This window comes from Streptomyces sp. NEAU-174, from assembly GCF_052665095.1.
On record NZ_JBQTCE010000005.1, the window covers coordinates 126551 to 151663 of the forward strand.

Below are 25113 nucleotides of genomic sequence, written 5' to 3' on the forward strand. Positions count from 1 at the left end.
TGAGAGCTGACGCGGGGCGCCGGTCAGAGCGTGTCGAGCCAGTTGCGGAGCAGCCGCGCCCCGGCGTCGCCCGACTTCTCGGGGTGGAACTGGGTGGCCCACAGCGGGCCGTTCTCGACGGCGGCGACGAACGGCTCGCCATGGGTGGACCAGGTGACCTTGGGGGCGGGGATATGCGGGTTGGTGACCTCGAGCTCCCAGGTGCGGACCGCGTAGGAGTGGACGAAGTAGTACCGCTCGCCCTCGTCGAGGCCCGCGAAGAGCTGGGAGTCGCCGGGCGCCTTCACCGTGTTCCAGCCCATGTGGGGGACGACGGGGGCGCGCAGCGGCTCGACCGTGCCGGGCCACTCGTCCAGGCCCTCGGCCTCGACTCCGTGCTCGATGCCGCGCCCGAAGAGGATCTGCATGCCGACGCAGATGCCCATGACCGGGCGGCCACCGGACAGCCGGCGCCCCACGATCCAGTCGCCGCGCGCCGCGCGCAGCCCCTTCATGCAGGCGGCGAAGGCGCCGACGCCGGGGACGAGCAGGCCGTCGGCGGCCATGGCCTTGTCGTAGTCACGGGTGATCTCGACCTGCGCGCCGACGTGGGCGAGGGCCCGCTCGGCGGACCGGACGTTGCCGAATCCGTAGTCGAGGACAACGACGCTCTTGTTGCTCAATTCCATACCTCAAGCCGCAGGACGCCGGCGAGCAGCGCCATCGTGGCGCCGATCCCGAGCAGCGTGATGATGCTCTTGGACATGCCCTGCTTGACGAAGGAGATGACCCCGCCGAGCAGAAACAGTCCCAGGAGGATGAAAACGGTCGACAAGCCGTTCACGAAGCTACCTCGTTCGCTTCTCCGCCCGCGCGGCGAAAGCGCGGGTCGAATGTCGTCTGCGGCCCGGCGGCCGCGCGTGCGACGCTCACAGTTAGAGCGCGCCCTTCGTGGAGGGGAGGATCCCGGCGGCGCGGGGGTCGCGCTCGCTGGCGTAGCGCAGGGCCCGCGCCAGCGCCTTGAACTGGCACTCCACGATGTGGTGGGCGTTGCGCCCGTAGGGCACGTGGACATGCAGGGCGATCTGCGCCTGGGCCACGAAGGACTCCAGGATGTGCCGGGTCATCGTGGTGTCGTAGGTGCCGATCATCGGCGCGATGTTCTCCGGCTCGGTGTGCACCAGGTACGGGCGGCCGGAGAGGTCGACCGTCACCTGGGCCAGCGACTCGTCCAGCGGCACCGTGCAGTTGCCGAAGCGGTAGATGCCCACCTTGTCGCCGAGCGCCTGCTTGAAGGCGGCGCCGAGCGCGAGGGCGGTGTCCTCGATGGTGTGGTGGGTGTCGATGTGCAGGTCGCCCTCGGTCTTGACGGTGAGGTCGAAGAGGCCGTGGCGGCCGAGCTGGTCGAGCATGTGGTCGTAGAAGCCGACCCCTGTCGACACATCGACCTGGCCGGTGCCGTCGAGATCGATCTCGACGACGACCGAGGTCTCCTTGGTGGTGCGCTCCACGCGTCCCACGCGGGTCATGCGCTCGCCTCCTTCATCAGCTCGCGTACCGCGTCGAGGAACGCGTCGTTCTCGGCCGGGGTCCCCGCGGTGACCCGCAGCCATCCCGGTACCCCGTTGTCCCGGACCAGGACGCCCCGGTCCAGCAGGCCCCGCCACGCCGCGTGGGCGTCCTCGAAGCGGCCGAACTGGACGAAGTTGGCGTCGGAGTCGGTCACCTCGCAGCCGATGGTGCGCAGCTCGCTGACCAGCCGGTCGCGCTCGGCCTTGAGCGCCTCGACGTACCCCAGCAGCGTATCGGTGTGCTCCAGGGCGGCCAGCGCGGTGGCCTGGGTGATGGCGGACAGGTGGTACGGCAGGCGGACCAGCTGGACGGCGTCGACGACCGCCGGGTCGGCGGCGAGGTAGCCCAGCCGCAGCCCGGCCGCGCCGAACGCCTTGGACATGGTCCGCGAGAGCACCAGCCGCGGCCGCCCCTCGATCAGCGGCAGCAGCGACGGTCGGTGGCTGAACTCCCCGTACGCCTCGTCCACGACGACGAGCGCCCCGGCGGTGTCCGCCCTGGCCTCCTGCGCCGCGTCGTGCAGCGCCAGCACCGTCTCGGCGCCGACCGCCGTCCCCGTCGGATTGTTCGGCGAGGTGATGAAGACTACATCGGGGCGGTGCTCGGCGATGGCCTTACGGGCGGCATCGACATCGATGGTGAAATCCGCGTTCCGGGGGCCGGAAATCCAGCCGGTGCCGGTGCCACGGGAGATCAGCGCGTGCATCGAGTACGAGGGCTCGAAGCCCATCGCGGTGCGCCCCGGGCCGCCGAAGGTCTGGAGCAGCTGCTGGAGCACCTCGTTGGACCCGTTGGCCGCCCACACCTGGGCGACGCCGACCTCGAGACCGGCCGTACGGCTGAGGTAGCGGGCCAGCCCGGTGCGGAGCTCGACCGCGTCCCGGTCCGGGTAGCGGTTGAGGTTCCGGGCCGCCTCGGCGACCCGCTCGGCGATCCGGGCGACCAGCGGCTCGGGCAGCGGATAGGGGTTCTCGTTGGTGTTCAGCCGTACGGGCACGTCCAGCTGCGGAGCGCCGTACGGGGATTTGCCACGGAGCTCGTCCCGGATCGGGAGATCGTCAATGCCGGTCACTTGCTCGGTGGCACCTTCCAGTCGAACCTTGCCTTCACCGCGGCGCCGTGGGCGGGCAGATCCTCCGCCTCGGCCAGCGTCACCACATGGCCGGCGATCTCGGCCAGCGCGTCCCGGGTGTAGTCCACCACATGGATGCCGCGCAGGAAGGACTGCACGGACAGCCCGGAGGAGTGGCAGGCGCAGCCGCCGGTGGGCAGCACATGGTTGGAGCCCGCCGCGTAGTCGCCGAGCGACACGGGGGCGTAGGCCCCGACGAAGATCGCCCCGGCGTTGCGCACCCGGGCCGCGACGGCCGCCGCGTCCTCGGTCTGGATCTCCAGGTGCTCGGCCGCGTACGCGTCCACGACGGCCAGGCCCTGCTCCAGGCCGTCCACCAGCACGATGCCGGACTGCCGCCCGGCCAGCGCCGGACCGATCCGGTCCGCGACATGCTTGGTGGCCCCGACCTGGACCTCGAGCTCCTTCTCGACCGCCGCGGCCAGCTCCTCGGAGTCGGTGACCAGCACGGACGCGGCCAGCGGGTCGTGCTCGGCCTGGCTGATCAGGTCCGCGGCGACATGCACCGGGTCGGCGGTGGCGTCGGCGAGGACGGCGATCTCGGTCGGCCCGGCCTCGGCGTCGATGCCGATCCGGCCCTTGAGCAGCCGCTTGGCCGCCGCGACCCAGATGTTGCCGGGACCGGTCACCATCGAGACCGGACGGCAGTCCTCGGTGCCGTAGGCGAACATCGCCACGGCCTGGGCGCCGCCCGCCGCGTACACCTCGTCCACGCCGAGCAGCGCGCACGCCGCGAGGATCGTGGGGTGCGGCAGCCCGCCGAACTCCGCCTGCGGCGGGGAGGCGACGGCCATCGAGGCGACCCCGGCCTCCTGCGCGGGCACCACGTTCATCACCACGGACGAGGGGTAGACCGAGCGCCCGCCCGGTACGTAGAGACCGACGCGCTCGACCGGCACCCAGCGCTCGGTGACCGTGCCGCCCGGCACCACCTGGGTGGTGTGGTCGGCGCGCCGCTGGTCGCGGTGGACCAGCCGGGCCCGCCGGATGGACTCCTCCAGGGCGGCCCGCACGGCCGGGTCCAGCTCGGCGAGGGCGCTCTCCAGCGCCGCCGCGGGGACCCGCACCCGCTCTATGGTCACGCCGTCGAACCGATGGGCGTAGTCGATCAGCGCAGCGGTACCGCGATGGCGCACGTCGTCGCAGATGGGCCGCACCTTCTCCAGGGCGGCCTCGACGTCGAGCTCGGCACGGGGCAGCAGGTCGCGGTCGATCCCGCCCTCCGGGAAGGCGGCGCCGCGCAGATCGATACGGGAGATCACGCGATCAATTGTCTCAGACCCGCCACGAGGCCCCTCCCCCCGTATCAGCCAGTGATACGGACCCCCTAAGTTGACCCTGACCGTTGGCGTTCAACCGGTTACTCAGCGGGAATGTGCTCCGTACGGGGACACGGAGAATCAGGAGGGGACACGGCTGTGACCGAGCCGCACGATGGCGACCCACCCCCGGGCCTCGATCTGACCACCGCCGAATGGGGCATGTGGCAGGCGTTCCGCAATGGCAGCACCCATGATCTGCGCACCTCCCACCCCCAGCGGAACGACCCCTCAGGACCGTACGCCTGGGGCCCGGAGCGCAGTGTCCGCGCGCGTGTCGTGGCCCTCCTGCTGCTGGACGGGCCGCCCGCGCAGCCGGGCCGGGTCTCGGCGCTCAAGCTCAACGGGGTGCACATCACCGGCACGCTCGATCTGGCCGGCGGGAACATCGAGCCCTATGTGGAGCTCAAGAACTGCCGCTTCGAGCGGGAGGTGCTGGTCCCCGAGGCGCAGTTCACCACCCTGCGCCTGGTGGGCTGCTCCCTCCCCCGGCTGGAGGCGGCCCGGCTGCGCACCGAGGGCGATCTGCATCTGCCGCGCTGTGTGGTCGAACACGGCATCAGGCTCACCGACGCCCATATCGGCACCGATTTACTCCTCAACCAGCTCATCGTGCGCCGCGACCGCCGGGGCATGTCGATCAGCGCCGACGGGCTGACCGTCGCCCAGGACTTCCAGGCCGACATGATCGAGTCGTACGGCGAGCTGAGCCTGCGGGGGGCGCAGATCGGCGTGTCGCTCAGCCTGCGCGGCAGCCGGCTGCGCAACCCTTACGGCCGCCGCGCGCTGAACGCGCCGCAGCTGACCGTGGAGCGCAGCCTGTACCTCACGGCGGGCGGGGTGAGCACGTACTCCAGCGGCTCCACCCCGCCGTACGGCACCGCCTCCACCCCCACCCGCGGCACCCGGATCCAGCGCTTCGAGTGCGAGGGCGGGATCCGGCTGGACGACGGGCGGATCGGCGACGCGATCGACCTCGACCAGGCCCGCTTCATCATGGAGAACGACCAGGAGCTGTCGCTGCGCCGGGTCCAGACGCCCGAGCTGCGCTTCCTCGGGGAGCGGCCGCAGCGCGGACGGGTGATCCTCTCCGGCGCCCGGGTGGTCAACCTCGTCGACAAGTCGGTGAGCTGGCCGGGTCCCGGCGGGCTGACCATGGCCGGGTTCAGCTATGAGTGCCTGATCCCGCGCGGCCACTTCCCGCTGGCCCGGCGGCTGGAGTGGGTGGCCGCCGCCACGCCCGAGTACGCGCCCGAGCCGTACGAGATGCTGGCCAACACGATGCGGGCCAGCGGCGAGGACGCCGACGCGCGCGAGGTGCAGCTCGCCAAGCAGCGGCGGCGCCGGGAGACGCTGCCGCTCGCCGGGAAGGTGTGGGGCTATCTCCAGGACTGGACGGTGGCCTACGGCTACCGCCCGGGCCGGGCGGCGGTGTGGATGGCGGTGCTGTGGGCGGTCGGCTCGGTGTTCTTCGCCCACAACCGGCCGGAGGCGCTGAAGCCCGATGAAGCGCCGAACTGGAACGCCTCGCTGTACACCCTCGACCTGCTGATCCCGGTCATCGATCTGGGCATGGACGGCTACTGGAAACCCCAGGGCGCCGTCCAATGGGCGTCCATCATCATGATCCTGCTGGGCTGGGTGCTGGCCACCGCGGTCGCCGCCGGCGCGTCCCGGCTGCTGCGGCGGCAGTGACCGGTGTTTCGGGACCATTGCTCCGGGACATTGCTCGGGGACCGTTGCTCAGGGACGTTGCTCCAGGACCGTTGCTCGGGGACCGTTGCTCCGGCGCCAGTGAAAGGGAACGCGCGGGGCCATTAGGCTTACGCCCCGTGACCTCCGCGCGCCTTCCGCTCTTCCCGCTGAACACGGTGCTGTTCCCGGGGCTCGTCATGCCCCTGAACGTCTTCGAGCAGCGGTACCGCTCCCTGATGCGCGATCTGTCGGCGCTCCCCGAGGACGCGCCGCGCCGGTTCGGGGTGATCGCGATCAGGGACGGCCATGAGGTCGCGCCGAGCGCGATCGGCCTCCCGGACACCCAGACGCGGCCGGACCCCGGCCCCACGGCCGGGTTCGGCCCGGACCCCGCCAAGTCCTTCTACTCCGTGGGGTGCGTGGCGGACGCGGCCACCATCCGGGAGCAGGAGGACGGCACCTTCGAGGTGCTGGCCACCGGCACCACCCGCTTCGAGCTGGTCTCCGTGGACTCCTCGGGCCCGTATCTGACGGCCGAGGTCAAGGAGCTGGAGGAGGAGCAGGGCGAGGGCGCCGGGGCGCTGGCCTCCGGGGTCGTACGGGCCTTCCGGATGTACCAGAAGCGGCTCGCGGGCGCCCGGGAGCGCACCCTGGCCGCCGAACAGGACCTGCCGGGCGAGCCGTCCGTCCTCTCCTACCTGGTGGCGGCCGCGGCCGTGCTCGACACGCCCGCGAAGCAGCGGCTGCTCCAGGCGCCGGACACCGCGAGCCGTCTCGCCGACGAGCTGAAACTCCTTCGCGCCGAGAGCGCGGTCATCGGTAAGCTCCCGTCGCTCCCCGCCGTCGATCTGACCCGCGGTCCCACCAGCCCCAACTGACGCGGACGAACATGCCGAAGAAGACCAAGAAGAACTCGGCGGGCACCCCCGCCACCACCGCCCTGACCGCCGCGGGCACGGACTTCACCGTGCACTCCTACGAGCACGACCCGGCGGCCCCGTCCTACGGCGAGGAGGCCGCCCAGGCGCTCGGCGTCGCACCGGAGCGGGTCTTCAAGACCCTCGTCGCGAGCGTCGATGACCGCCTTACGGTCGCCATCGTGCCCGTCTCTGCCACGCTCGACCTCAAGGCGCTCGCCTCGGCGGTCGGCGGCAAGCGCGCCACGATGGCGGACCCGGCGGTGGCCGAGCGCACCACGGGCTACGTACGCGGCGGAATCTCCCCCCTGGGCCAGCGCAAGCGCCTCCCGACGGCCCTGGACGCGTCGGCCGACGGCCACGAGACGATCTGCGTCTCGGCGGGCCGCCGCGGTCTGGAGGTCGAACTGTCCCCCAAGGACCTGGCATCGCTGACGAACGCGGTGGTGGCCCCGATCGCCCGCTCGTAGCTCTCGCCGCGGGCCCGCTCATGGCTCGCGCGGCAGGTGCGGGCCCGCACCACGTGCCCGTCGCGGATCTCCACGTCGTACCCGGCGGTGGGACCGAGCGGGCCCCGGACGACGAGCGCGTCCCCGTCCAGCCGCCCGCTCTGCCGGATCCACTCGAGCCGGACCAGGGTGTCGGCGGCCAGAGCGCAGGGGTCCGGGCCGGCCGGCGGCGGCCACAGGGCGGGCGCCGGACGGGCCCAGGCGTCCGCCACGCCCTCCACCGCCTCCAGATAGCGGCGGGGGGACCACCGGGGCGAGGCGAGCGCGGCGACGACGGCGCGGGCCGTGGCCCCGGAGTCCACCACCGCCACCGTCCCGGGCGCCTCCAACGCGGCGTCGGCGCGGCGGGCCCCGCCCGGGGCGACGCGCAGTACGACGCTCCGGCGCCGGTCCTCCTCCTCGGGCACGGACAGCGGGCCGGACGGCCGCGCGCGGTCCGGGAATGCCGGTTCCGCTCCGGGGGCCCACTGCCGTACGGCGGTCACCAGGGCGACCAGCCCCGCACAGGCCGTGGTCGCTCCGGTGGGTCCGGTCACCAGCCAGCCGCCGCTTCCGACCGCCACCCGCACCCCGGGCCGGTCCACGGCGCCGACCGCGGCGGCGGCCACCGCCCGGCGGGCGGCGGCCCCGCTGACCCAGGGCCGCGCCCAGTCGAACGCGCCCCGCTCACCGCAGGCTCCGCACATCCCGCCACCTTCCTTCCGCATGCCGCTCCCGAGCCGTAGGGGCCCGGCCCCGGCCCACCGGGTCCCCGGTGCGCCCCCGACGCGGGGAGGACAGGGCCGCGGCCGGCGCCGAGGGCCGCTACGGCATCACATCTCCGCTGTTGGGGCCGAGGGTCTGGCCGACGTACAGATTGCCGCCGGGGTCGCTGGCGAGCAGCACGGCGGTCGGGGCGACCTCCTCGGGCCGGCCGAACCGCCCCAGTGGCAGCTCGGCCTGTTTGGCCGCCTTCCACTCCGGGGTGATCCCGGCGACCAGCGGGGTGTCGATCGGCCCCGGTGCGATGGCGTTCACCAGGACACCCCGCTCCGCGACCTCCAGGGCCAGCGACTTGGTCAGCCCGATGACCCCGGCCTTGGCGGCCGCGTAGTGGGACAGCGACCTGCCGCCCTTGATGCCGAGCTGTGAGGCGATGTTGATGACCCTCCCCCAGCCCCGTTCCGCCATCTGGGGGACCGCGTAGCGGCAGCAGAGGAAGACACCGGTCAGATCCACCGCGAGGGTCTCGGACCACACCCGCGGGTCCATCTCCATCAGCGGTGACTCGGTGAGGATGCCCGCGGCGTTGACGAGGACGTCGATCCCGCCGAACTCCCCGACCACGGCCGACACCACCGCCTCCACGGCGGCCGGATCGCTCACGTCCACCGCCGCGTGCCCCGCGGCGCCGGTCCGCCCGGCCACGGCCTTGGCCCGTTCCGCGTCGCGGTCGGCGACCACCACCCGGGCGCCCTCGGCCACATATGCCTCGACGACGGCGCGGCCGATGCCGCTGGCCCCGCCGGTGATGAACGCGGTCCGTCCGTCCAGCGCACCCATCAGCGCTCCCTCCTCATGCGGCGTTCGCTCCTCATGCCGGCATCCTTACGGTGAGGCCGCCGTCGACGACCAGGCTCTGACCGGTGATGTACGAGGCGCCGTCCGAGGTCAGGTAGGCGATCGCGGAGGCGATCTCCCCGGGCCTCCCGACCCGTCCCCAGGGGATGTCCCCGGCGGCACGGGACAGCCCCTCGGGACCGAGCGAGTTGACGGGGTCGGAGGACTGGGGGGTTTCGATGAGCCCCGGGATGACGGAGTTGACGCGGATGCCCCGCGGGGCGAGTTCGACCGCGAGACTGCGGCACAGCCCGAGCACACCGGCCTTCGCGGCGGCGTAGTGGGCGTGGTCGCCCCAGCCGTAGACCCCGCCCGCGATGGAGGACACGGCCACCATCGCGCCCGGCCCGTCCATCCGCCGCGCGGCGGAGCGCAGGGTGCGCAGCACCCCGGTGAGGTCGACGGAGAGCATGTCGTCCCAGGCGTCGTCGGTGAGCTGATCGAGCGGTGCCCGGCGCAGCACCCCCGCGTTGGCCACGGCGATGTCCAGGCGGCCGAAGGCCGTAAGGGCGTGTTCGGCGAACGCCTCGACCTGAGCGGGGTCCCGCACATCGACCTCGTACCGCGTGCACTCCCCGCCCGCCGCCGTCACCAGGCGCTCGGTCTCGGTGGGGTCGTGGGGGTCGCCGGGGTAGCTGCCGATGACGGTGCGCACCCCGTGGCGGGCGTACTCCACGGCGAGCGCGCGGCCGATGCCGCTGGCCGCCCCGGTGATGACGGCGACGCGCCGGTCGGTCGGATGATCTGTCCTTGCCACTGCGGTTTTCTCCCGATGGGTTTCCGGCATGGATGTCAGGCGTGGGTTTGCGGTGTGGGTTTCAGTCCTCGACGGTGTCGACGCGCCGGGCGGCGAACATCACGAAGCCGGACAGGAAGGTGCCGACCGCCCCGACGAGCAGCGCGGTCCGGTCCCAGTGGGCGCCGGAGGCGAGCATCGCGGTGGCGATCGCCCCGGCGGCGATGGCCCCGGGCTGGCTGAACGCGTTGATGAACGAGGTGCCGGTGGCCCGGCAGCGGGTGTCGTAGCACTCGCCCATGTAGAAGAGCATCGCCGCGTACGGGCCGACCAGGAAGAACATCCCCAGGGAGTAGAGCACCACCACGGCGACGGTGCCGTGGGCGACGGTGAGCATGAGGGCGAAGAGCACGCCCGAGAGGATCCAGCCGCAGGCGATCACATTCCGGCGTCCGAAGCGGTCACCGGCCCAGCCGTGGAAGAGATATCCGGCGAAGGCCACGGCGTTGATGACGATGAAGAGCACCAGGGAGTTGGAGAAGCTGACACCCTTGGCCTTGGTGAGCACCGTGGTGCCCAGGACGCTGAAGGTCTGGATGCCGAACCAGTTGGCCAGCCAGGCGAAGCTGAGCACCAGGGTGTTGCGCCGGGCGCGGCCGCGGAAGATCTCCAGCAGCGGTGCGGAGGGCGTCTCGTCCACGCCGTATTCCGCGGCGAGCCGCCGGGCCTCGTCCGCCCTGCCCTCCCGGTGCAGCCGGCGCAGCCGTTGCTGGAGCTCGAACTGCGGGGTCTCCGGCAGTCCCCGGCGCAGCAGGGCGATCACGATGGCGGGGAAGGTGGCCAGCAGGAAGCAGCCGCGCCAGCCGACGAGCGGCAGGAACACGGCGACGAACGCCGCGGCCACGAGGGTGCCGGTGGGCCAACCGGCCTGCACCAGGCTGTAGATGAAGCCGCGGCGCTTGCGGATCGCCTTGTCCTCGGTGACGGCGTAGATCTCGTTCAGATAGGTGGTGTTGACGGACTGCTCGGACAGCCCGATACCGCCCAGGGAGCGAACGCCGACCAGGTACCCGGCATTCACGGTGCCGGCCGAGGCGGCGGATGCCAGCGCGGTGCCCGAGACGGTGAGGATCATGCCCTTACGGCGGCCGAGCCGGTCGACGAGCGGGCCGACCCCGAGGACCACGATGGCCGTTCCGGCCGATATCAGGGTGGAGACGAACGCCGCGCGTTCCTCGCTCCAGCCGAAGCGGTCGGAGATCTCGGGCAGCAGGGTGCCGAAGAGGATGTAGTCGTAGACGGCGAAGACCCATGCGAAGAACGCGATGGCCGTTGCCTTACGGGTGGGCCGCACCCCGATGCGCGGCAGTCTGCGGGTGGGCGCGACGGAGTCGGAGGAGACTGTGGTCATGACGGGTGCCCCTTGTCGGAAGCGGGGGGATCGCCGCGCCGTCGCGGCGAGGGGAGCGGAGATGCGGGGACGGAGATGCGGGGACGGAGGTGCTTCGGCCGGGGGTGGGGCCGGGGCCTGGCGGCATGAAACCTGTCGTCCGGGAAAGGGGCCGCGTCATGTGCGGGATGACCGCACTGGGGGCGGGGCGGCGAACGGGTTGATCAGGCGCGGGGGAAACGAGCCTTGAAGTCGGTGGCGATCTCGTCGAAGGTCGACCAGCGCACGCCCTCGTGGCCGCCGATGTGTTCGATGAGCCGTTCCAGCATCAGCAGCGTCTGGGGCCTGCCGGAGACATCGGGGTGGATCGTCATGGTGAAGGCCGCGTAGTCCATTTCGCGGTAGACCCAGTCGAACTGGTCGCGCCAGGTCCGCTCCAGTTCGCGCGGGGAGACGAAACCGTGGCTGTTGGCGCTGGCCTTGACGAACATCATGGGCGGCAGGTCGTCGAGGTACCAGTTGGCCGGGATCTCGACCAGTCCGGTCTCCTCGCCACGCACCAACGGCTTCATCCACTCCTCGGCCGGGCGCGAGTAGTCGATCTTCGTCCAGCTGTCGCCCACCCGGACGTAGTAGGGCGTGAAGTCGTTGTGCATCAGCGAGTGGTCGTAGGTGATGCCGCGCTCGATCAGCAGCTCGTTGGTCACCGGCGAGAACTCCCACCAGGGTGCGACATAGCCGGTCGGGCGGCGCCCGGAGACCCTCTCGATCAGCTCGATGCTGCGGTCCAGGATGGCGCTCTCCTGGGCCCGGGTCATCGCGATCGGGTTCTCGTGCGAATAGCCGTGGGCGCCGATCTCATGACCCGCGTCAACCACCTGACGGGTCTGATCGGGGAAGGTCTCCAGGGAGTGGCCGGGGATGAACCAGGTGGTGCGCAGCTCCTTCCGCTCGAACAGCCGGAGCAGCCGGGGCACCCCGACCTCCCCGGCGAACAGCCCGCGGGAGATGTCACAAGGCGAGTCCTCGCCGCCGTAGGAGCCCAGCCAGCCCGCCACCGCGTCGACATCGACGCCGAACGCCACGAAGATCTCTTTAGCCATGGGTATTCCTCTCCAATGAATCATTGAATTCGGCCCGCACCCGGTCCGGATCGCCATGGACGCCGAGCAGGGCGATGAGCAGGACCCGCGCCTGGGAGGGACGCAGGGTTCCGGTGGGGACGGCCCCGGCCCGCACCAGATCCGCGCCGCCGCCGTTTCCATAGAGCGCGGCCACGGGGCCGGCGTGCACCCGGGTGGACAGGGCGACGACGACGCCGGACGCGGTGAGCCGGGCGACCTCCGCGGCGACCTCCGGGTTGGCGTTGCCCGCCCCGGTGGCCTCCAGCACCACCCCTCGGGCGCCCGCGTCGGCCACCGCGCGCAGGGCCCGGATATCGCATCCGGGGTAGCACGCCACGATGTCGGCACGGACCCCGTCGGGGCGGAAGGCGGCGAGGTCCAGCGGCTTGGGGCGCACCGGCACCGCCGAGATCTCCACCTCGCCGTCGTCCACCCGTCCCAGCGGCCCGCCGTCGGGCGCCGAGAACGCCGCGGGGGCGGTGGTGTGCGCCTTACGGGTACCCCGCGCGGGGTAGATCTGCCCGTCGAAGCAGACCAGCACCCCCAGGTCGCGGGTGGCGACAGCGTCCGCCACCGCGATCGCGTCCGCCAGATTGCGCGGACCGTCGCCGTCCGGGGCGTCCGCCGGGCGCATCGCCCCGGTGAACACCACGGGCCGGGGGTCGCCGTGGAAGAGATCCACCAGATAGGCGGTCTCCTCCAGGCTGTCGGTGCCGTGGGTGACGACGACCCCGGCCACCGACTCGTCGGCCAGCGCCTCGCGGACGGCCAGGGCAACGCCGTGCATATCGGCCGGGGTCAGCAGATAGCTGCCCAGGCAGAACACGTCCCTCGCCTCGATCGCCACCCCCGGCGGCCACGGGAGCCGCTCCAACAGGGCGTCCGCGGGCTCGGCGGCGAGCCTGGTGCCATGGGCGTCCTGCCGCGTGGCAATGGTCCCGCCCGTCGACAGCACGACGATCCTGCGCACCCTGCCTCCTCATCGATGACGCGAAATCGCTCCTGTGTGGCTCGATCTCGCACCCAAACGTTTGGGCCAATCGTTTGGGTAGGATGTGGGTCACCGGCAGCGGGTGTCAAGAGGTCCGCTGTTACCATCGCGTCAACTGGCCGTAACCGAGGTCCGGCTGCGGCGGCGGAACAACCGGAGGCCGAGCGGAGTGGGCACGCAGCGATCACGACCGGTCACCCTGCGCACCATCGCCGATCAGCTCGGTCTGCATGTCTCGACCGTCTCGCGGGTGCTGCACGCCAAACCGGACGAGAGCCTGCGCGCCGCCTCGACCAGCACGGTCGAGCGCATCCGCCGCCTCGCCGACGAACTCGGCTATCAGCCCAACCCACACGCCACGAGCCTGCGCACCCGGCGCAGCAATCTGGTGGGCGTGCTGGTACCCCGGCTGTCCGACATGGTGCTGGCCACGATCTACGAGGGCATCGAGGAGGCCGCCGCCGAGCACGGACTGTCCACGTTCGTCGCCAACACCGGCGACCGTCCCGAGGCGCAGCGCACCCGCACCAATATGGTCATCGGACGGCGCGTGGACGGCATGATCTTCGGCGACGCGTATGTGGACGGGCGGTTCCTGGACGAGGTGGCCGACCGCGGCATTCCGTTCGTCCTGGTCAGCCGCACCGCGGGGACCCATCCCTCGGTGACCTGCGACGACTATCTCGGCGGACGGCTGGTGGCCGAGCATCTGCTGGAGCTGGGCCACCGCGATGTCGCCGTCGTCGCGGGCGAGCCGTATGCCAGTACCGGTATCGACCGCACCGCGGGCCTGGTGGACCGCTATCGGGAGGCGGGGCTGTCCGTTCCGGCGGACCGCATCGCCCAGTCCCGCTTCGACGTCTCCGGCGGCCACGCCGCGACGGCGCGGCTGCTGGACACCCCGAACCCCCCCACGGCCATCTTCGCGGTCAACGACTTCGCGGCCATCGGCGCGATAGGCGCGCTGCGCAACCAGGGGCTGCGGGCGGGGGACGATGTGGCCGTCGTGGGCTTCAACGACACGCCGCTGGCGGCGGAGTTGCCGGTGCCGCTGACGACGGTGCGGTCACCCATGCTCGACATGGGGCGCGAGGGGCTGCGGACGCTGCTGCGGCTGCTGGAGGGCGAGGCCGTGGAGTCCAAGCGGCTGCGCCCCGAACTCATCGTCCGCGCCTCCAGCGTGCCCTCTCGCTGACTGGCCCAGGGGCTCCGGTCTCGCCGGCCCGGGGGCTCCGGCCAGGGGAGCCCCCGGAAGGCCTTGAGGCCAGGGCGGCTACTTGGCGCCCTGCCATTGCCCCGCCGGACCCGGCTCCGGATCCCGGGGGCCGAAGAGGCCGGTCAGCGCCAGGTGGATCACCATCGCCGCCACCGACCACGCCAGCAGCGCACCCTTCGCGCCCAGCTTGAGCGGCCCGTCGAAGGTGACGCCCTTACCGGCCGCCTTGGCGTGCGCCACGACGTCCGAGGTGGGCCCCAGCCATACGCCCAGCCGCCAGGCGATCACCGAGGCGAGCACCCCGCCGATCGCCAGCCCGACGACCAGCGCGATACCGCCGTGGCGGAAGAGCAGAAAGACGATGATGGCCGAGACGGCGCCGAAGGCGAGCCCGAGCAGCGTGAACATCCCGTCCGCGCCGACCGCGTCCTCCCCTTCCGAGTTCTTCAGATAGACGGCGGAGCCGTCCGAGACCAGGGGGACCTTCGGCGCCAACCACAGCCACAGCAGCCCGAGAAGCACCCCGGAGACCGCCACCGCGATGGCGACCAGCGACGCCTGCACCAGTTCGGCACGCAACTCGGGCCCGGGCTCGGAGTGCTCGGAGTGCTCCGAGAACTCGGCGTGCTCATCAGAGTGCTCGGCGTGCTCGGTGTGCCCGGCGTGCTCCGGATGCCCCGAAGCCTGCCCCGGGTGCGCGGGATACCCGGTGGGGTACGGCACGGCGGCGTCCCCGGCGGGCTGCTCATGGGACGGCGGCCGGCCCTCGGCGGGCTCGTCGTGCGGCGAGTGCTGATCATGCGGCGTCAACGGTGCGGTCACCCCGTCATCGTGCCAGGCGGACGGCGTACTTCGGTCGGCGGGACGTTCGCTGCGGCGCGTCACCGCACCGCCGCCCGCCGATAGGCCCAGGTCGCGGCGGCGAGGGACACCACGGCCACTCCGGCGCACACCCCGAGGTCGGCGCAGACCACCCACCAGTCGGGCTGTCCGTCGAAGGACCGGGCCAGGGCCTCCACACCGTACGTCGACGGCAGCAGATCGCGCGCGTACGACACCACCTGCGGCATCCGGGCCGCGGGCAGCACGCCGAGCAGCAGCGCGGCGGACATCCCCAACTGCCCGCACAGCGTGGCGAGTTCCTGGCGCGGGGCGAGCAGCCCCAGTGCGGCGCCGAGTCCGGCGAGGGCGGCGCCGGACAGGGGGATCACGGCGAGGAGGATCCACAGGTTGGTCATGGGCAGTTGGAAGAGCACACTGCCCATCACCGCGGTGACGGCGGTCCCGGGCACGGTGAAGGAGGCGTACGCGGCGGCCGCCCCGAGCACCACGGCCGAGGGCGGCACCGGCAGGGTCGCGTAGTGGTCGAGACCGCCGCTGGCCCGCAGCTGGCCGAAGTACTGCGCGAGCAGGTTGAGCGCCACGAAGGCGACGACCAGCACGCTCGACCCGGCCACCACCGACCGCGCCTCGCTTCCGCCGTCCACCACCCCGCGCATCAGGATCATGATCCCGATGGACTGGAAGGTGGCCACGAAGAGCAGCGGGATCCGGGCCACCCGGGCCCGTGAGAGCTGGGCGCGGTAGACCGCGACGAGCGCGGGGAAGAGCCGCGCCCGGGCCGCCAGCGGCGCGGGCATGTCACCGGCCTCACCGGCGTCACCGGACGCCCCGGAGACACCGGACGCACCCGAGGTACCAGCGTCACCGGAGACACCGGACGCCCCCGGGGTACCGGAGACGCCGGACGCACCGGGCAGCCCAGCAGACGCACCGGACACACCAGGCACACCAGGCACACCAGTGGCCCCGGGCACACCGGATACACCGGAAACCCCGGACACGGCGGGCATGACACTCACGTTGTGCTGCTCCTCTTCGCCTCTTGCGGCTTGAATACGGTCACGGTCACCGACGCGTTCACCGGCTCGCCCCGGCGGTCACGCCTTCACCAGCCCCTCCGCGCCCTCCGCACGGCCCCCCAGGGCGATGTACACATCCTCCAGGCTCGGCGTGGCAAGGGTGAAATCGTCCAGCGCGGCGAAGGCGGGGCCGCCGGTCACGGTGGCGATGGCGGCGCGCGCGTCGTCCGGCGGCAGCCGGAGCGTCCAGCGCCGCCCGGAAGCGCCACCGGCGGCTCGGGCCGCCTCGGCGGTTTTCCACAGGGCGGCGACCTCGGGCACCTCCAGCGGCGGCTCGGTGCGCCACACCAGCTCCAGCCGCACCTCGTCGGCCACCAGCGCCTTGAGCCCGGCGGGCGTGTCGCAGGCGATGACCCGGCCGCGGTCCAGCACGGCGACCCGGTCCAGCACCGTCTCCGCCTCGATCACGTTGTGGGTGACCAGCACCACCGTCACGCCCCGCTCGGCCCGCCGCCGGTCCACGGCCGCCCATACGGCGCGCCGGGCGACGGGGTCCATCCCGCTGGTGGGCTCGTCCAGCACCAGCAGCGGCCGCTCCCCCACCAGCGCGGCGGCGACGCAGGCCAGCCGCCGCTGGCCCCCGGAGAGCTTCTTCAGCGGGCGCCCGGCGACCTCGCCGAGCCCCAGCTCCTCGATCACCGCGTCGCGCTCGGCGCGGGCCGCGCGGGTCTCCAGGCCGCGCAGCCGCGCGGTGGTCTCGGCGGCGAGGGAGACGGTCAGCTCGTCCAGCGCGGTCGAGTCCTGGCCGAGATAGCCGAGCAGCCGGGCGGCGCGCTCGGGGTGGCGTACGAGATCGTGGCCGAGCACCCGCACCTGGCCCTCGTCGGGCCGCAGCAGGCCGGTGAGCTGCCGTACGAGGGTGGACTTGCCGGCGCCGTTGGGTCCGAGCAGCCCGAAGACCTCGCCGCGCACCACATCGAGGTCGATGCCGTCGCTGGCCCGGACGGCGGGTGTGGCGGGCGCGCCGCGGCGGCCGCGCGCCGCGGGATAGGTCTTTACCAGGCCGCGCACGGTGCACACCAGATCGCCACTCGTCGCCTGTTTCGCGCCCGTCCTCACGAGCTATGAGGGTACGCGCCCAAACACCCACTCCCGCCTTCGGGGCCCTCGGGCCCCTCGGGCCCCTCGAACCGCGATTCGCGGGACGGGCCCGCAACGCGGCCGACGGCGCGTCCGGCACACCACGCGGCGAAGCCGCAAGAGGGCGCTTTCCCCCTCCCCGCCCCTTCCCGATACCAGGGGCTCCGCCCCTGGACCCCGAGGCCCATGGCGGGCCCCACCACACGACAGAGCCACAAATCGACACTGCGGGAAGGGGCGAAGCCCCGGCCCGGAGTCTGGGGCAGAGCCCCGAACCGGGAGCCTGAGCGGAGCCCCGGCCCGGGGGCTGGGGCGGAGCCCCGGCTTGGGGGTTGGGGCGGAGCCCCGGCTTCGGGGGCTGGGGCGGAGCCCCGGCTTCGGGGCTGAGGCGGAGCCCCGGCTTCGGGGCTGAGGCGGAGCCCCGGCTTCGGGGCTGAGGCGGAGCCCCGGCTTCGGGGCTGAGGCGGAGCCCCGGCTTGGGGGCTGAGGCGGAGCCCCCGGTTTCGGGGGCTGAGGCGGAGCCCCCGGTTTCGGGGGCTGGGGCGGAGCCCCGGTTTCGGGAAGGGGCGGGGAGGGGAGCAGCACGCCGTGGGCGGTGCGGGCCGCTGGATGGGCCTAGCCGCCGGTTTGGGCGTGTTCCGCTGCCGAGCGGAGGTCGATCTCGCGCCAGAAGCCCGCCCGGATCGCATAGCGGTCGTGCTCGTCGATCTGGTCGTCCTTGTGGGCCAGCAGCCCGAAGCGGGCCGCGTAGCGCAGCAGTTCGCCGTCGATGCGGTGCGGGATGCGGGGGTACTCCGTGGAGAGCTGCTGGAGATGGCCCGAATCGGCGAGCCGTTCGGTCCAGCGGCGGGCGAAGACCTGGCCGACCTCGAACGGGTCGCCGCTGACCGCGGTGATGTCCTCCTCACGGTCGGCCCAGCGCTGCTCGGCGCTGGTGAGCTGGGCCAGCATGGGGAGGTTGGCGGTCTCCGGCGGCTCCCCCACCCCGGAGCCGGGGCCCCGGTCGATCCAGCCCTTGTCGGAGGACCAGCGCAGCGTGGCGCCGGCCGCCGGCCGGTCCGCCTGGCCGCCGGGCCCGGCAGGGCCGGCGGGGCCGCGGCCCAGGTCGGCGAGGTCCTTGGGGGTGGGCACACCCTTGGCCGCGGCCCCCGCCGCGACGTCCGCGCCCGCCTCGGCGGCCGCGGCGGCGGGACGCCCGGGGTCGTCGGCCGGGCCGCTCCCGTCGGCGCCGGGCCGGGCGGCACCGTTGCGGCCGGAGGCCGCCTCCCCCGCGCCGGGCGACGCCGCAGCCGCGGCGGCAGCGGCAGCGGCGGCCGTGGCGGTCTCCGGCAGCGGGGCGGAGAGAATGGCCGCGATCTCCGGGCGCGGCTCGGAGACGGGCGTACAGGGCCCGGGAAGCTCCTTGGCGCGCACCGCCCGGGTGATCCAGACGCGGTCCAGGACGCGCCGCTCATCGGCCTCGGCCACGAGGTCCTCGGACTGGTTGTAGTCGCCGTCGGCGGCCTGCACCGCCCAGAGGTGGACGGCGACCCCGTGCTCCTTGGCCGACATCAGCCCGGGCAGCAGGTCCCCGTCGCCGGTGACGAGGACGATGTCGGAGCAGGCCCGGTTGCGGGCGAGCTCGGTGAGCTCGGCGTGCATGGCGGCGTCCACGCCCTTCTGGGCCCAGCGGCCGTCGCTGCGGGTGAGCGCGCCGAGCCGCACGGTCACCCGGGGCATCACCCGCAGCCGCCGGTGCTCGGGCTGGGGTACGCGGTCGGGGGCGCCGTCGAACCAGTAGATCCGCAGCAGCGGACGTTCGGTCTCGGCCTCCGCCCGCTCCCGCAGGCCCTGGATCAGGGTCGCGTGGTCGACGGAGATGCGCGATCGGGCGGGCTCCCCGGCCAGCAGGCTCGCGGCGGCGCCCAGCAGGTACCCGGCGTCCACCAGGACGACGCAGCGGTCCACGTTCCACCCTCTTCCCTGACGAATCAGTCCTCGGTCGCCCCCCGCGCACAGCCGTCCCCGGATGTGGTCTTTCGGCTTTCCTTCGAGTCTGCCCGACCGTGCGGGGGTTATCAGTCCGAACTGGATCACCGGCGTGGCGGATACGGCCTACCCGCCAAGACCCCCCTTCTCACTCACCGTAATTGCCCGAAATGCACGGGTCACCGCAGCATGTCACTGTTCTTCCCGAAGGGCTTCTTCGGGCTTCTTCCGAAGGGCGTCCCGGAGGGCATCTCCCGGAGGGTCCTTCACCGGGGGGCTGATCCCAACTGGAGGAACACCACCATGGGCAAGAACAAGAACCGCGATCGCAAGCAGCAGCAGGAGCGGCGTCAGGAGCGGGGCATGGCCGACCGCCCCGCCGACCAGCAGTCCTCGATGGACGCGCAGTCGCAGGCGATGCGGGCGGAGGGCAGCCCCTCGACGCCGCGCAAGGACCGGCAGAAGAGCTTCGGCCACAACTGACGCACCGCGCACCGGCGCTGGACCACCGGCGCTGAGCCACCGGCGCTTGGCCCCCGCGGTGTCAGGCCGTGTGACATGGCCACAAGGGGCGCGCCCGACACGGGCGCGCCCCTTGGACGTTCTTCATTGCCTTCGTCGTAGCCGGGCCGTCACCCGGCCAGGCAGGACGCCCCCAACAGCACCTTGAGATCGCCGAAGAGCGCCGGGTCGGCGGTGACGCGGTGCCGGTCGAGCCGCAGCACGGTGGTCTTCCGCGCCCCCTGGAGCTTGATCCGCACCTCGGTGGAGCCGCGGTGGTGGGTGAGCACCTCGCCCAGCTTCTCGACCAGCGGCGGGGTGACCTTGACCGTGGGAATGGTGATCGTCACGGGCGCGTCGGCGCCCGCCTCGGAAAGATCGGGGACCATCAGCTCCATGGCGACCAGCCGGGGCACGTCCTCGCGCTTGTCCAGCCGCCCCTTGACGAAGACGACCACGTCCTCGATCAGCTGCGTGGAGACCAGCTGATAGGTGGCCGGGAAGAACATGCACTCGATGGAGCCGGCCAGGTCCTCCACGGTGGCGATCGCCCAGGCGTTGCCCTGTTTGGTCATCTTGCGCTGGAGGCCAGAGATGATGCCACCGATGGTGACGATCGCGCCGTCCGCGTGCTCACCGCCGGTGAGCGCGGAGATCGCGGCATCCGCCTTCTCGTTCAGCACATGCTCGATGCCGAACAGCGGATGGTCGGAGACATACAGGCCCAGCATCTCCCGCTCCTGGGCCAGCAGATAGGTCTTGTCCCATTCGACGTCCGCGAACTCGACGTCGAGCCCGAAGCCCGGCCCGTCGCCGTCCCCGCCGTCGCCGCCCATGCCGCCGAAGAGGTCGAACTGCCCCTCGGCCTCCTTGCGCTTGACGGCGACCACATTGTCGATCAGGGCCTCGTAGTGCGCCATGAGCCCCTTACGGGTGTGGCCCATCTCGTCGAAGGCGCCCGCCTTGATCAGCGATTCGGTGGTGCGCTTGTTGCAGACGACCGCCTCGACCTTGTCCAGGTAGTCCGGGAACGAGGCGTACTTCCCCTTGGCCTTGCGGCCGCGGATGATCGCCTCCACCACGTTCTGACCGACGTTCCGGACCGCCGTGAGACCGAAGAGGATCACATCATCACCCTGGGCGGTGAAGTTGGCCTCGGACTCATTGACGTTCGGCGGCAGCACCTTGATGCCCATGCGGCGGCATTCGTTCAGATAGACCGCCGACTTGTCCTTGTCGTCGCGGACCGAGGTGAGCAGCGCCGCCATGTACTCGGCGGGGTAGTTGGCCTTGAGGTACGCGGTCCAGTAGGTGACCAGGCCGTACGCGGAGGAGTGCGCCTTGTTGAACGCGTATCCGGCGAACGGGACCAGGACGTCCCACACCGCCTTGATGGCCTCGTCGGAGTAGCCGCGCTCGCGGCAGCCCTTCTGGAAGGGCACGAACTCCTTGTCGAGGACCTCCTGCTTCTTCTTGCCCATCGCGCGGCGGAGCAGGTCGGCCTGTCCGAGCGAGTAGCCCGCGAGCACCTGGGCGGCCTTCTGCACCTGCTCCTGGTACACGATGAGGCCGTAGGTGATGCCCAGGACCTCCTTGAGCGGCTCCTCCAGCTCGGGGTGGATCGGGGTGATCTCCTGCTGGCCGTTCTTCCGCAGCGCGTAGTTGATGTGCGAGTTCATGCCCATCGGGCCCGGCCGGTAGAGGGCCGAGACGGCGGAAATGTCCTCGAAGTGGTCGGGCTTCATCATGCGCAGCAGGGAGCGCATGGGGCCGCCGTCGAACTGGAAGACGCCCAGGGTGTCACCGCGGCAGAGCAGTTCGAAGGTCTTGGGGTCGTCCAGGGACAGATCGAGCAGCTTGAGGTCGATGCCCTTGTTGGCGCGCACCATCTTGACGGCGTCGTCCATGATGGTGAGGTTGCGCAGGCCGAGGAAGTCCATCTTCAGCAGGCCGAGCGACTCACAGGTGGGGTAGTCCCACTGGGTCACGACCTGGCCGTCGTTCTTCGGCGAGAAGACGGGCACATGGTCGGTGACCGTCTCGCTGGACATGATCACACCGGCCGCGTGCACGCCCATCTGCCGGACCAGGCCCTCGATTCCGCGCGCGGTGTCGATGACCTTCTTCACATCCGGCTCGTTCTCGTACATCCCGCGCACCTCGCCCGCCTCGCTGTAGCGGGGGTGCTTCTCGTCGGTGATGCCGGAGAGCGGGATGCCCTTGCCGAGGACGTCGGCGGGCATGGCCTTGGTGATGCGGTCGCCCATCGCGTACGGATAGCCGAGCACGCGGGCGGAGTCCTTGATGGCGTTCTTGGCCTTGATGGTGCCGTAGGTGCCGATCTGGGCGACCTTGTCGGCGCCGTATTTCTCGGTCACGTACCGGATGACCTCGCCGCGCCTGCGCTCGTCGAAGTCGATGTCGACATCGGGCATGGACACACGCTCGGGGTTGAGGAACCGCTCGAAGATCAGCCCGTGCTCGACCGGATCGAGGTCGGTGATGCCCAGGGCGTACGAGACGATCGAACCGGCCGCGGAGCCTCGGCCGGGGCCCACCGCGATGCCGTTGTTCTTGGCCCACATGATGAAGTCCGCGACCACGAGGAAGTAGCCCGGGAACCCCATCTGGATGATGACGTCCATCTCGTACTCGGCGAGCTTCTGCCGGTCCTCGGGGACGCCGCCGGGGAAGCGCTTGGCCATCCCCTTGCGGACCTCCTCCTGGAACCAGGTGACCTCGGTGTACCCCTCGGGCACGTCGAACCGCGGCATCAGGTCGCGCTTCTCGAACCAGCCGGTGTTGTCGATCTGCTCGGCCACCAGGAGGGTGTTGCGGCACCCCTCCTGCCAGGCGTCCGAGGAGTCGATGGCGTACATCTCGTCGGTGGACTTGAGGTAGTAGCCGGTGCCGTCGAAGCGGAAGCGGTCCGGGTCGGAGAGGTTCTTGCCGGTCTGGACGCACAGCAGCGCGTCGTGCGCCGCGGACTCGCGGGAGTAGGTGTAGTGCGAGTCATTGGTGACCAGCGGCGGGATGCCCAGCTTCTTGCCGATCTCCAGCAGCCCGTCCCGGACCCGGCGCTCGATCTCGATGCCGTGGTCCATCAGCTCCAGGAAGTACCGGTCCTTGCCGAAGATGTCCTGGTACTCGGAGGCGGCCTTGAGGGCCTCGTCGAACTGACCGAGCCGCAGCCGGGTCTGGAGCTCGCCCGAGGGGCAGCCGGTGGAGGCGATCAGGCCCTCGGACCACTGGGCGATGGTCTCCTTGTCCATCCGCGGCCACTTGACGAAGTAACCCTCCATATAGGCGTCCGAGGAGAGCCGGAAGAGGTTGTGCAGACCGGTCTTGTTCGACGCCCAGATGGTCTTGTGGGTGTAACCACCGGAGCCGGAGACGTCATCGCGCTTCTGGTGCGGCTGGCCCCACTGCACCCGCCGCTTGTAGCGCCGCGACTCGGGGGCCACATACGCCTCGATGCCGATGATCGGGGTGACCCCCGCGCCCATCGCCTGCTGGTAGAAGTCGTACGCGCCGTGGAGGTTGCCATGGTCGGTCATGGCGATGTGGGTCATGCCCATCTCGTTGCACGCGTTGAACATGTCCTTGAGCCGCGCCGCACCGTCCAGCAGCGAGTACTGGGTATGGACATGCAGGTGCGTGAAGGGCGGCTTGGTCACGGTGGAAGACCTCCGGCGAACAATCGATGACGGCAGTGCGAGACAGCTCCGAAGGTTACCCCTCCGCACTGACAAGAGCCGGGCACTCGCGGGTAGCCTCAGGCGTTGATCCCGACGGGGCATCCGGTCTTCCCGCGCACCCGGCGAGACGGAACATACCCTGTCGTATCTGCCCCACCGATCATCTCTCTCATGCCCAGGAGGCGTTCCGCGATGTCGACCCAGCAGACCCAGGCGGAACAGCGCGGCGAGCACATCCTCGCCGTATTCGACACCGCCTTCGGCGAGCTGCTCGCCGCCGACCCGGCCGCCTTCCGCGTCAAGTTCCGGAAGATGGCCGCCTCGGCGTTCGCGTTCTACCGCGGCACCGCCTGCCTGTTCTATTCCGATGTGGAGCGGGAGCGCTCCGGCGGACCGTACCTGGACGACCGCACCAGCCGGGTGTGGATCCACGGCGACCTCCACGCCGAGAACTTCGGTACGTACATGGACGCCAACGGCCGGCTGATCTTCAATGTGAACGACTTCGACGAGGCGTATGTCGGCCCCTTCACCTGGGACCTCAAGCGCTTCGCCGCCTCCGTGGCGCTCATCGGCTACACCAAGGCGCTCAGCGACGAGAAGATCACCGAGCTGGTGCGGACGTACGCCGGCGCCTACCGCGAGCGCATCCACGCCCTGGCCACCGGCGCCAAGAACGACGAGGTGCCGCCCTTCACCCTGGAGACCGCGGAGGGCCCGCTGCTGGACGCGCTGCGCGACGCCCGCTCGCTGACCCGCTTCGGGCTGCTGGACTCGATGACCGAGATCCGCGACTTCGAGCGCCGCTTCGCGGCCGGCGGCGGGTCCATCGAGCTGGACGCGGCCACCCGCTACAAGGTCCTGGCCGCCTTCGACGGCTATCTGGAGACGCTCCCCGAGTCCAGTCTCTCGCGCCCGGACTCCTACCGCGTCAAGGACGTGGTGGGCCGCCGGGGCATCGGCATCGGCAGCGCCGGGCTCCCCTCGTACAACATCCTCCTGGAGGGCAACAGCGACGCCCTGGAGAACGATGTGGTGATCTACATGAAGCAGGGGCAGACCCCGGCGGTCTCCCGGCACATCACCGATGAACAGGTGCGGTCGTACTTCCACCACGAGGGCCACCGCACGGTGATCTCCCAGCGCGCGCTCCAGGCCCACGCCGACCCGTGGCTGGGCTGGACCGAGCTGGACGGGGCGGGGCAGCTGGTGGCCGAGGTGTCGCCGTACGCGGTGGACCTGGACTGGTCCGACATCGACGACCCGGCCGAGATCGCGGCGGTCGTGGCCGACCTGGGCCGGGCCACGGCCACCATGCACGCGGCCGCGGACGACCAGAGCGGCCACTCCCTGGTGCCGTTCTCCACCGAGCGCGCCATCGACGCGGTGATCGCCGCCGACGAGGACGGCTTCGCCGAGCTCCTGGTGGACTTCGCGCACTCTTACGGTGCCCGCGCCCGGGCCGACCACCAGATCTTCGTGGACCTCTTCCGCAACGGCCGCATCCCCGGCCTCTGATCGCCTCCCTGGGGGGCACCCGTCCCCCCAGGACCGTTGATCACCACCCCGGCCATGGCCGGGGTGCGCTCGCCCCCCTATCGTTGACGGTCATGTGGCCTGGACAGCAGCCGCCGGGGGGCGAGCGAGACCCGCAGCAGAATCCGTACCAGCAGCCGGGTCAGCCGCCGCCCCCGGATCAGCCTCCGGGCTTCCCGCCCGCTCCCCCGCCGCCCCAGGGCCCGCCGCCGGGCCCTGGAGGCGGGCC

General features: G+C 71.6%; 21 protein-coding genes. 6 read left to right on the plus strand and 15 right to left on the minus strand.

The window, feature by feature from the left end; translation table 11 throughout:
- Positions 1-23: 23 nt before the first annotated feature.
- The 5 genes from hisH to hisD form a co-directional block, all read right to left on the minus strand.
- Positions 24-662 carry an imidazole glycerol phosphate synthase subunit HisH gene (gene hisH / locus ACT2CW_RS16250; protein ID WP_372455876.1) on the minus strand — a complete coding sequence of 213 codons (639 nt, stop codon included), beginning with the start codon at positions 660-662 and terminating at the stop codon, positions 24-26.
- Positions 659-823 (minus strand): hypothetical protein, encoded by a 165-nt coding sequence (locus ACT2CW_RS16255; RefSeq protein ID WP_166483476.1) that lies wholly within the window; start codon positions 821-823, stop codon positions 659-661. The genes hisH and ACT2CW_RS16255 overlap by 4 nt, the downstream gene beginning before the upstream one ends.
- A gap of 91 nt (positions 824-914) precedes the next feature.
- Positions 915-1508: an imidazoleglycerol-phosphate dehydratase HisB gene (gene hisB, locus ACT2CW_RS16260; RefSeq protein WP_014059975.1), complete on the minus strand. Its 594-nt coding sequence runs from the start codon at positions 1506-1508 to the stop codon at positions 915-917.
- A complete protein-coding gene (locus ACT2CW_RS16265) occupies positions 1505-2623 on the minus strand; it encodes a histidinol-phosphate transaminase (protein ID WP_445517084.1) in 1119 nt (372 codons plus the stop codon). The genes hisB and ACT2CW_RS16265 overlap by 4 nt, the downstream gene beginning before the upstream one ends.
- The gene (gene hisD, locus ACT2CW_RS16270) at positions 2620-3945 is read right to left on the minus strand and encodes a histidinol dehydrogenase (RefSeq protein WP_138911119.1); all 1326 of its coding nucleotides are present in this window, start codon (positions 3943-3945) and stop codon (positions 2620-2622) included. The genes ACT2CW_RS16265 and hisD overlap by 4 nt, the downstream gene beginning before the upstream one ends.
- 156 nt (positions 3946-4101) lie before the next feature.
- Between hisD and ACT2CW_RS16275 the strand changes: the two genes are divergently transcribed.
- The 3 genes from ACT2CW_RS16275 (at position 4102) to ybaK (ending at position 7084) form a co-directional block, all read left to right on the plus strand.
- Positions 4102-5697 carry an oxidoreductase gene (locus tag ACT2CW_RS16275; protein ID WP_164428733.1) on the plus strand — a complete coding sequence of 532 codons (1596 nt, stop codon included), beginning with the start codon at positions 4102-4104 and terminating at the stop codon, positions 5695-5697.
- A gap of 137 nt (positions 5698-5834) precedes the next feature.
- The gene (locus ACT2CW_RS16280) at positions 5835-6575 is read left to right on the plus strand and encodes an LON peptidase substrate-binding domain-containing protein (RefSeq protein ID WP_414082567.1); all 741 of its coding nucleotides are present in this window, start codon (positions 5835-5837) and stop codon (positions 6573-6575) included.
- An 11-nt stretch (positions 6576-6586) separates the two neighbouring features.
- A complete protein-coding gene (ybaK, locus tag ACT2CW_RS16285; RefSeq protein WP_037948938.1) occupies positions 6587-7084 on the plus strand; it encodes a Cys-tRNA(Pro) deacylase in 498 nt (165 codons plus the stop codon).
- Positions 7085-7927: 843 nt separating this feature from the next.
- Here ybaK and ACT2CW_RS16290 read toward each other — a convergent pair.
- From ACT2CW_RS16290 to ACT2CW_RS16310, 5 genes are all read right to left on the minus strand, one after another.
- The gene (locus ACT2CW_RS16290) at positions 7928-8665 is read right to left on the minus strand and encodes an SDR family NAD(P)-dependent oxidoreductase (RefSeq protein WP_445517085.1); all 738 of its coding nucleotides are present in this window, start codon (positions 8663-8665) and stop codon (positions 7928-7930) included.
- Positions 8666-8696: 31 nt separating this feature from the next.
- The gene (locus tag ACT2CW_RS16295; RefSeq protein WP_311766813.1) at positions 8697-9479 is read right to left on the minus strand and encodes an SDR family NAD(P)-dependent oxidoreductase; all 783 of its coding nucleotides are present in this window, start codon (positions 9477-9479) and stop codon (positions 8697-8699) included.
- A gap of 61 nt (positions 9480-9540) precedes the next feature.
- The gene (locus ACT2CW_RS16300; protein WP_445517086.1) at positions 9541-10869 is read right to left on the minus strand and encodes an MFS transporter; all 1329 of its coding nucleotides are present in this window, start codon (positions 10867-10869) and stop codon (positions 9541-9543) included.
- Positions 10870-11072: 203 nt separating this feature from the next.
- Positions 11073-11951: a polysaccharide deacetylase family protein gene (locus tag ACT2CW_RS16305; protein WP_445517087.1), complete on the minus strand. Its 879-nt coding sequence runs from the start codon at positions 11949-11951 to the stop codon at positions 11073-11075.
- Positions 11944-12942, minus strand: coding sequence for an asparaginase (locus ACT2CW_RS16310; RefSeq protein ID WP_164428745.1), 999 nt, complete (start codon positions 12940-12942; stop codon positions 11944-11946). Before ACT2CW_RS16310 ends, ACT2CW_RS16305 begins: the two co-directional genes overlap by 8 nt.
- Before the next feature lie 190 nt (positions 12943-13132).
- On the opposite strand from ACT2CW_RS16310, the gene ACT2CW_RS16315 reads away from it, so the two are divergent.
- Entirely contained in the window at positions 13133-14158 is a 1026-nt protein-coding gene (locus ACT2CW_RS16315; protein ID WP_164428747.1) for a LacI family DNA-binding transcriptional regulator, read from the plus strand.
- Positions 14159-14236: 78 nt separating this feature from the next.
- On the opposite strand, the gene ACT2CW_RS16320 is transcribed toward ACT2CW_RS16315, so the two are convergent.
- The 4 genes from ACT2CW_RS16320 to ACT2CW_RS16335 form a co-directional block, all read right to left on the minus strand.
- Complete coding sequence (locus tag ACT2CW_RS16320; RefSeq protein ID WP_445517088.1) at positions 14237-15001, minus strand: ABC transporter permease; 765 nt, start codon at positions 14999-15001, stop codon at positions 14237-14239.
- 59 nt (positions 15002-15060) lie between these two features.
- Entirely contained in the window at positions 15061-15819 is a 759-nt protein-coding gene (locus ACT2CW_RS16325) for an ABC transporter permease (RefSeq protein ID WP_020872096.1), read from the minus strand.
- Positions 15820-16119: 300 nt separating this feature from the next.
- Positions 16120-17160, minus strand: a complete 1041-nt coding sequence (locus ACT2CW_RS16330) for an ABC transporter ATP-binding protein (protein ID WP_138911114.1) — start codon at positions 17158-17160, stop codon at positions 16120-16122.
- A 636-nt stretch (positions 17161-17796) separates the two neighbouring features.
- On the minus strand, positions 17797-19128 hold the full coding sequence (locus ACT2CW_RS16335) for an NYN domain-containing protein (protein ID WP_445517089.1): 1332 nt from the start codon (positions 19126-19128) through the stop codon (positions 17797-17799).
- A gap of 324 nt (positions 19129-19452) precedes the next feature.
- Here ACT2CW_RS16335 and ACT2CW_RS16340 point away from each other — a divergent pair, with 324 nt between their 5' ends.
- Positions 19453-19632: a hypothetical protein gene (locus ACT2CW_RS16340; RefSeq protein ID WP_445517090.1), complete on the plus strand. Its 180-nt coding sequence runs from the start codon at positions 19453-19455 to the stop codon at positions 19630-19632.
- A gap of 149 nt (positions 19633-19781) precedes the next feature.
- Here ACT2CW_RS16340 and dnaE read toward each other — a convergent pair whose 3' ends face one another.
- The gene (dnaE, locus tag ACT2CW_RS16345) at positions 19782-23327 is read right to left on the minus strand and encodes a DNA polymerase III subunit alpha (RefSeq protein WP_445517091.1); all 3546 of its coding nucleotides are present in this window, start codon (positions 23325-23327) and stop codon (positions 19782-19784) included.
- Positions 23328-23540: 213 nt separating this feature from the next.
- Between dnaE and ACT2CW_RS16350 the strand changes: the two genes are divergently transcribed.
- Positions 23541-24866, plus strand: coding sequence for a DUF2252 domain-containing protein (locus ACT2CW_RS16350; RefSeq protein ID WP_138911111.1), 1326 nt, complete (start codon positions 23541-23543; stop codon positions 24864-24866).
- Positions 24867-25113 lie beyond the last annotated feature (247 nt).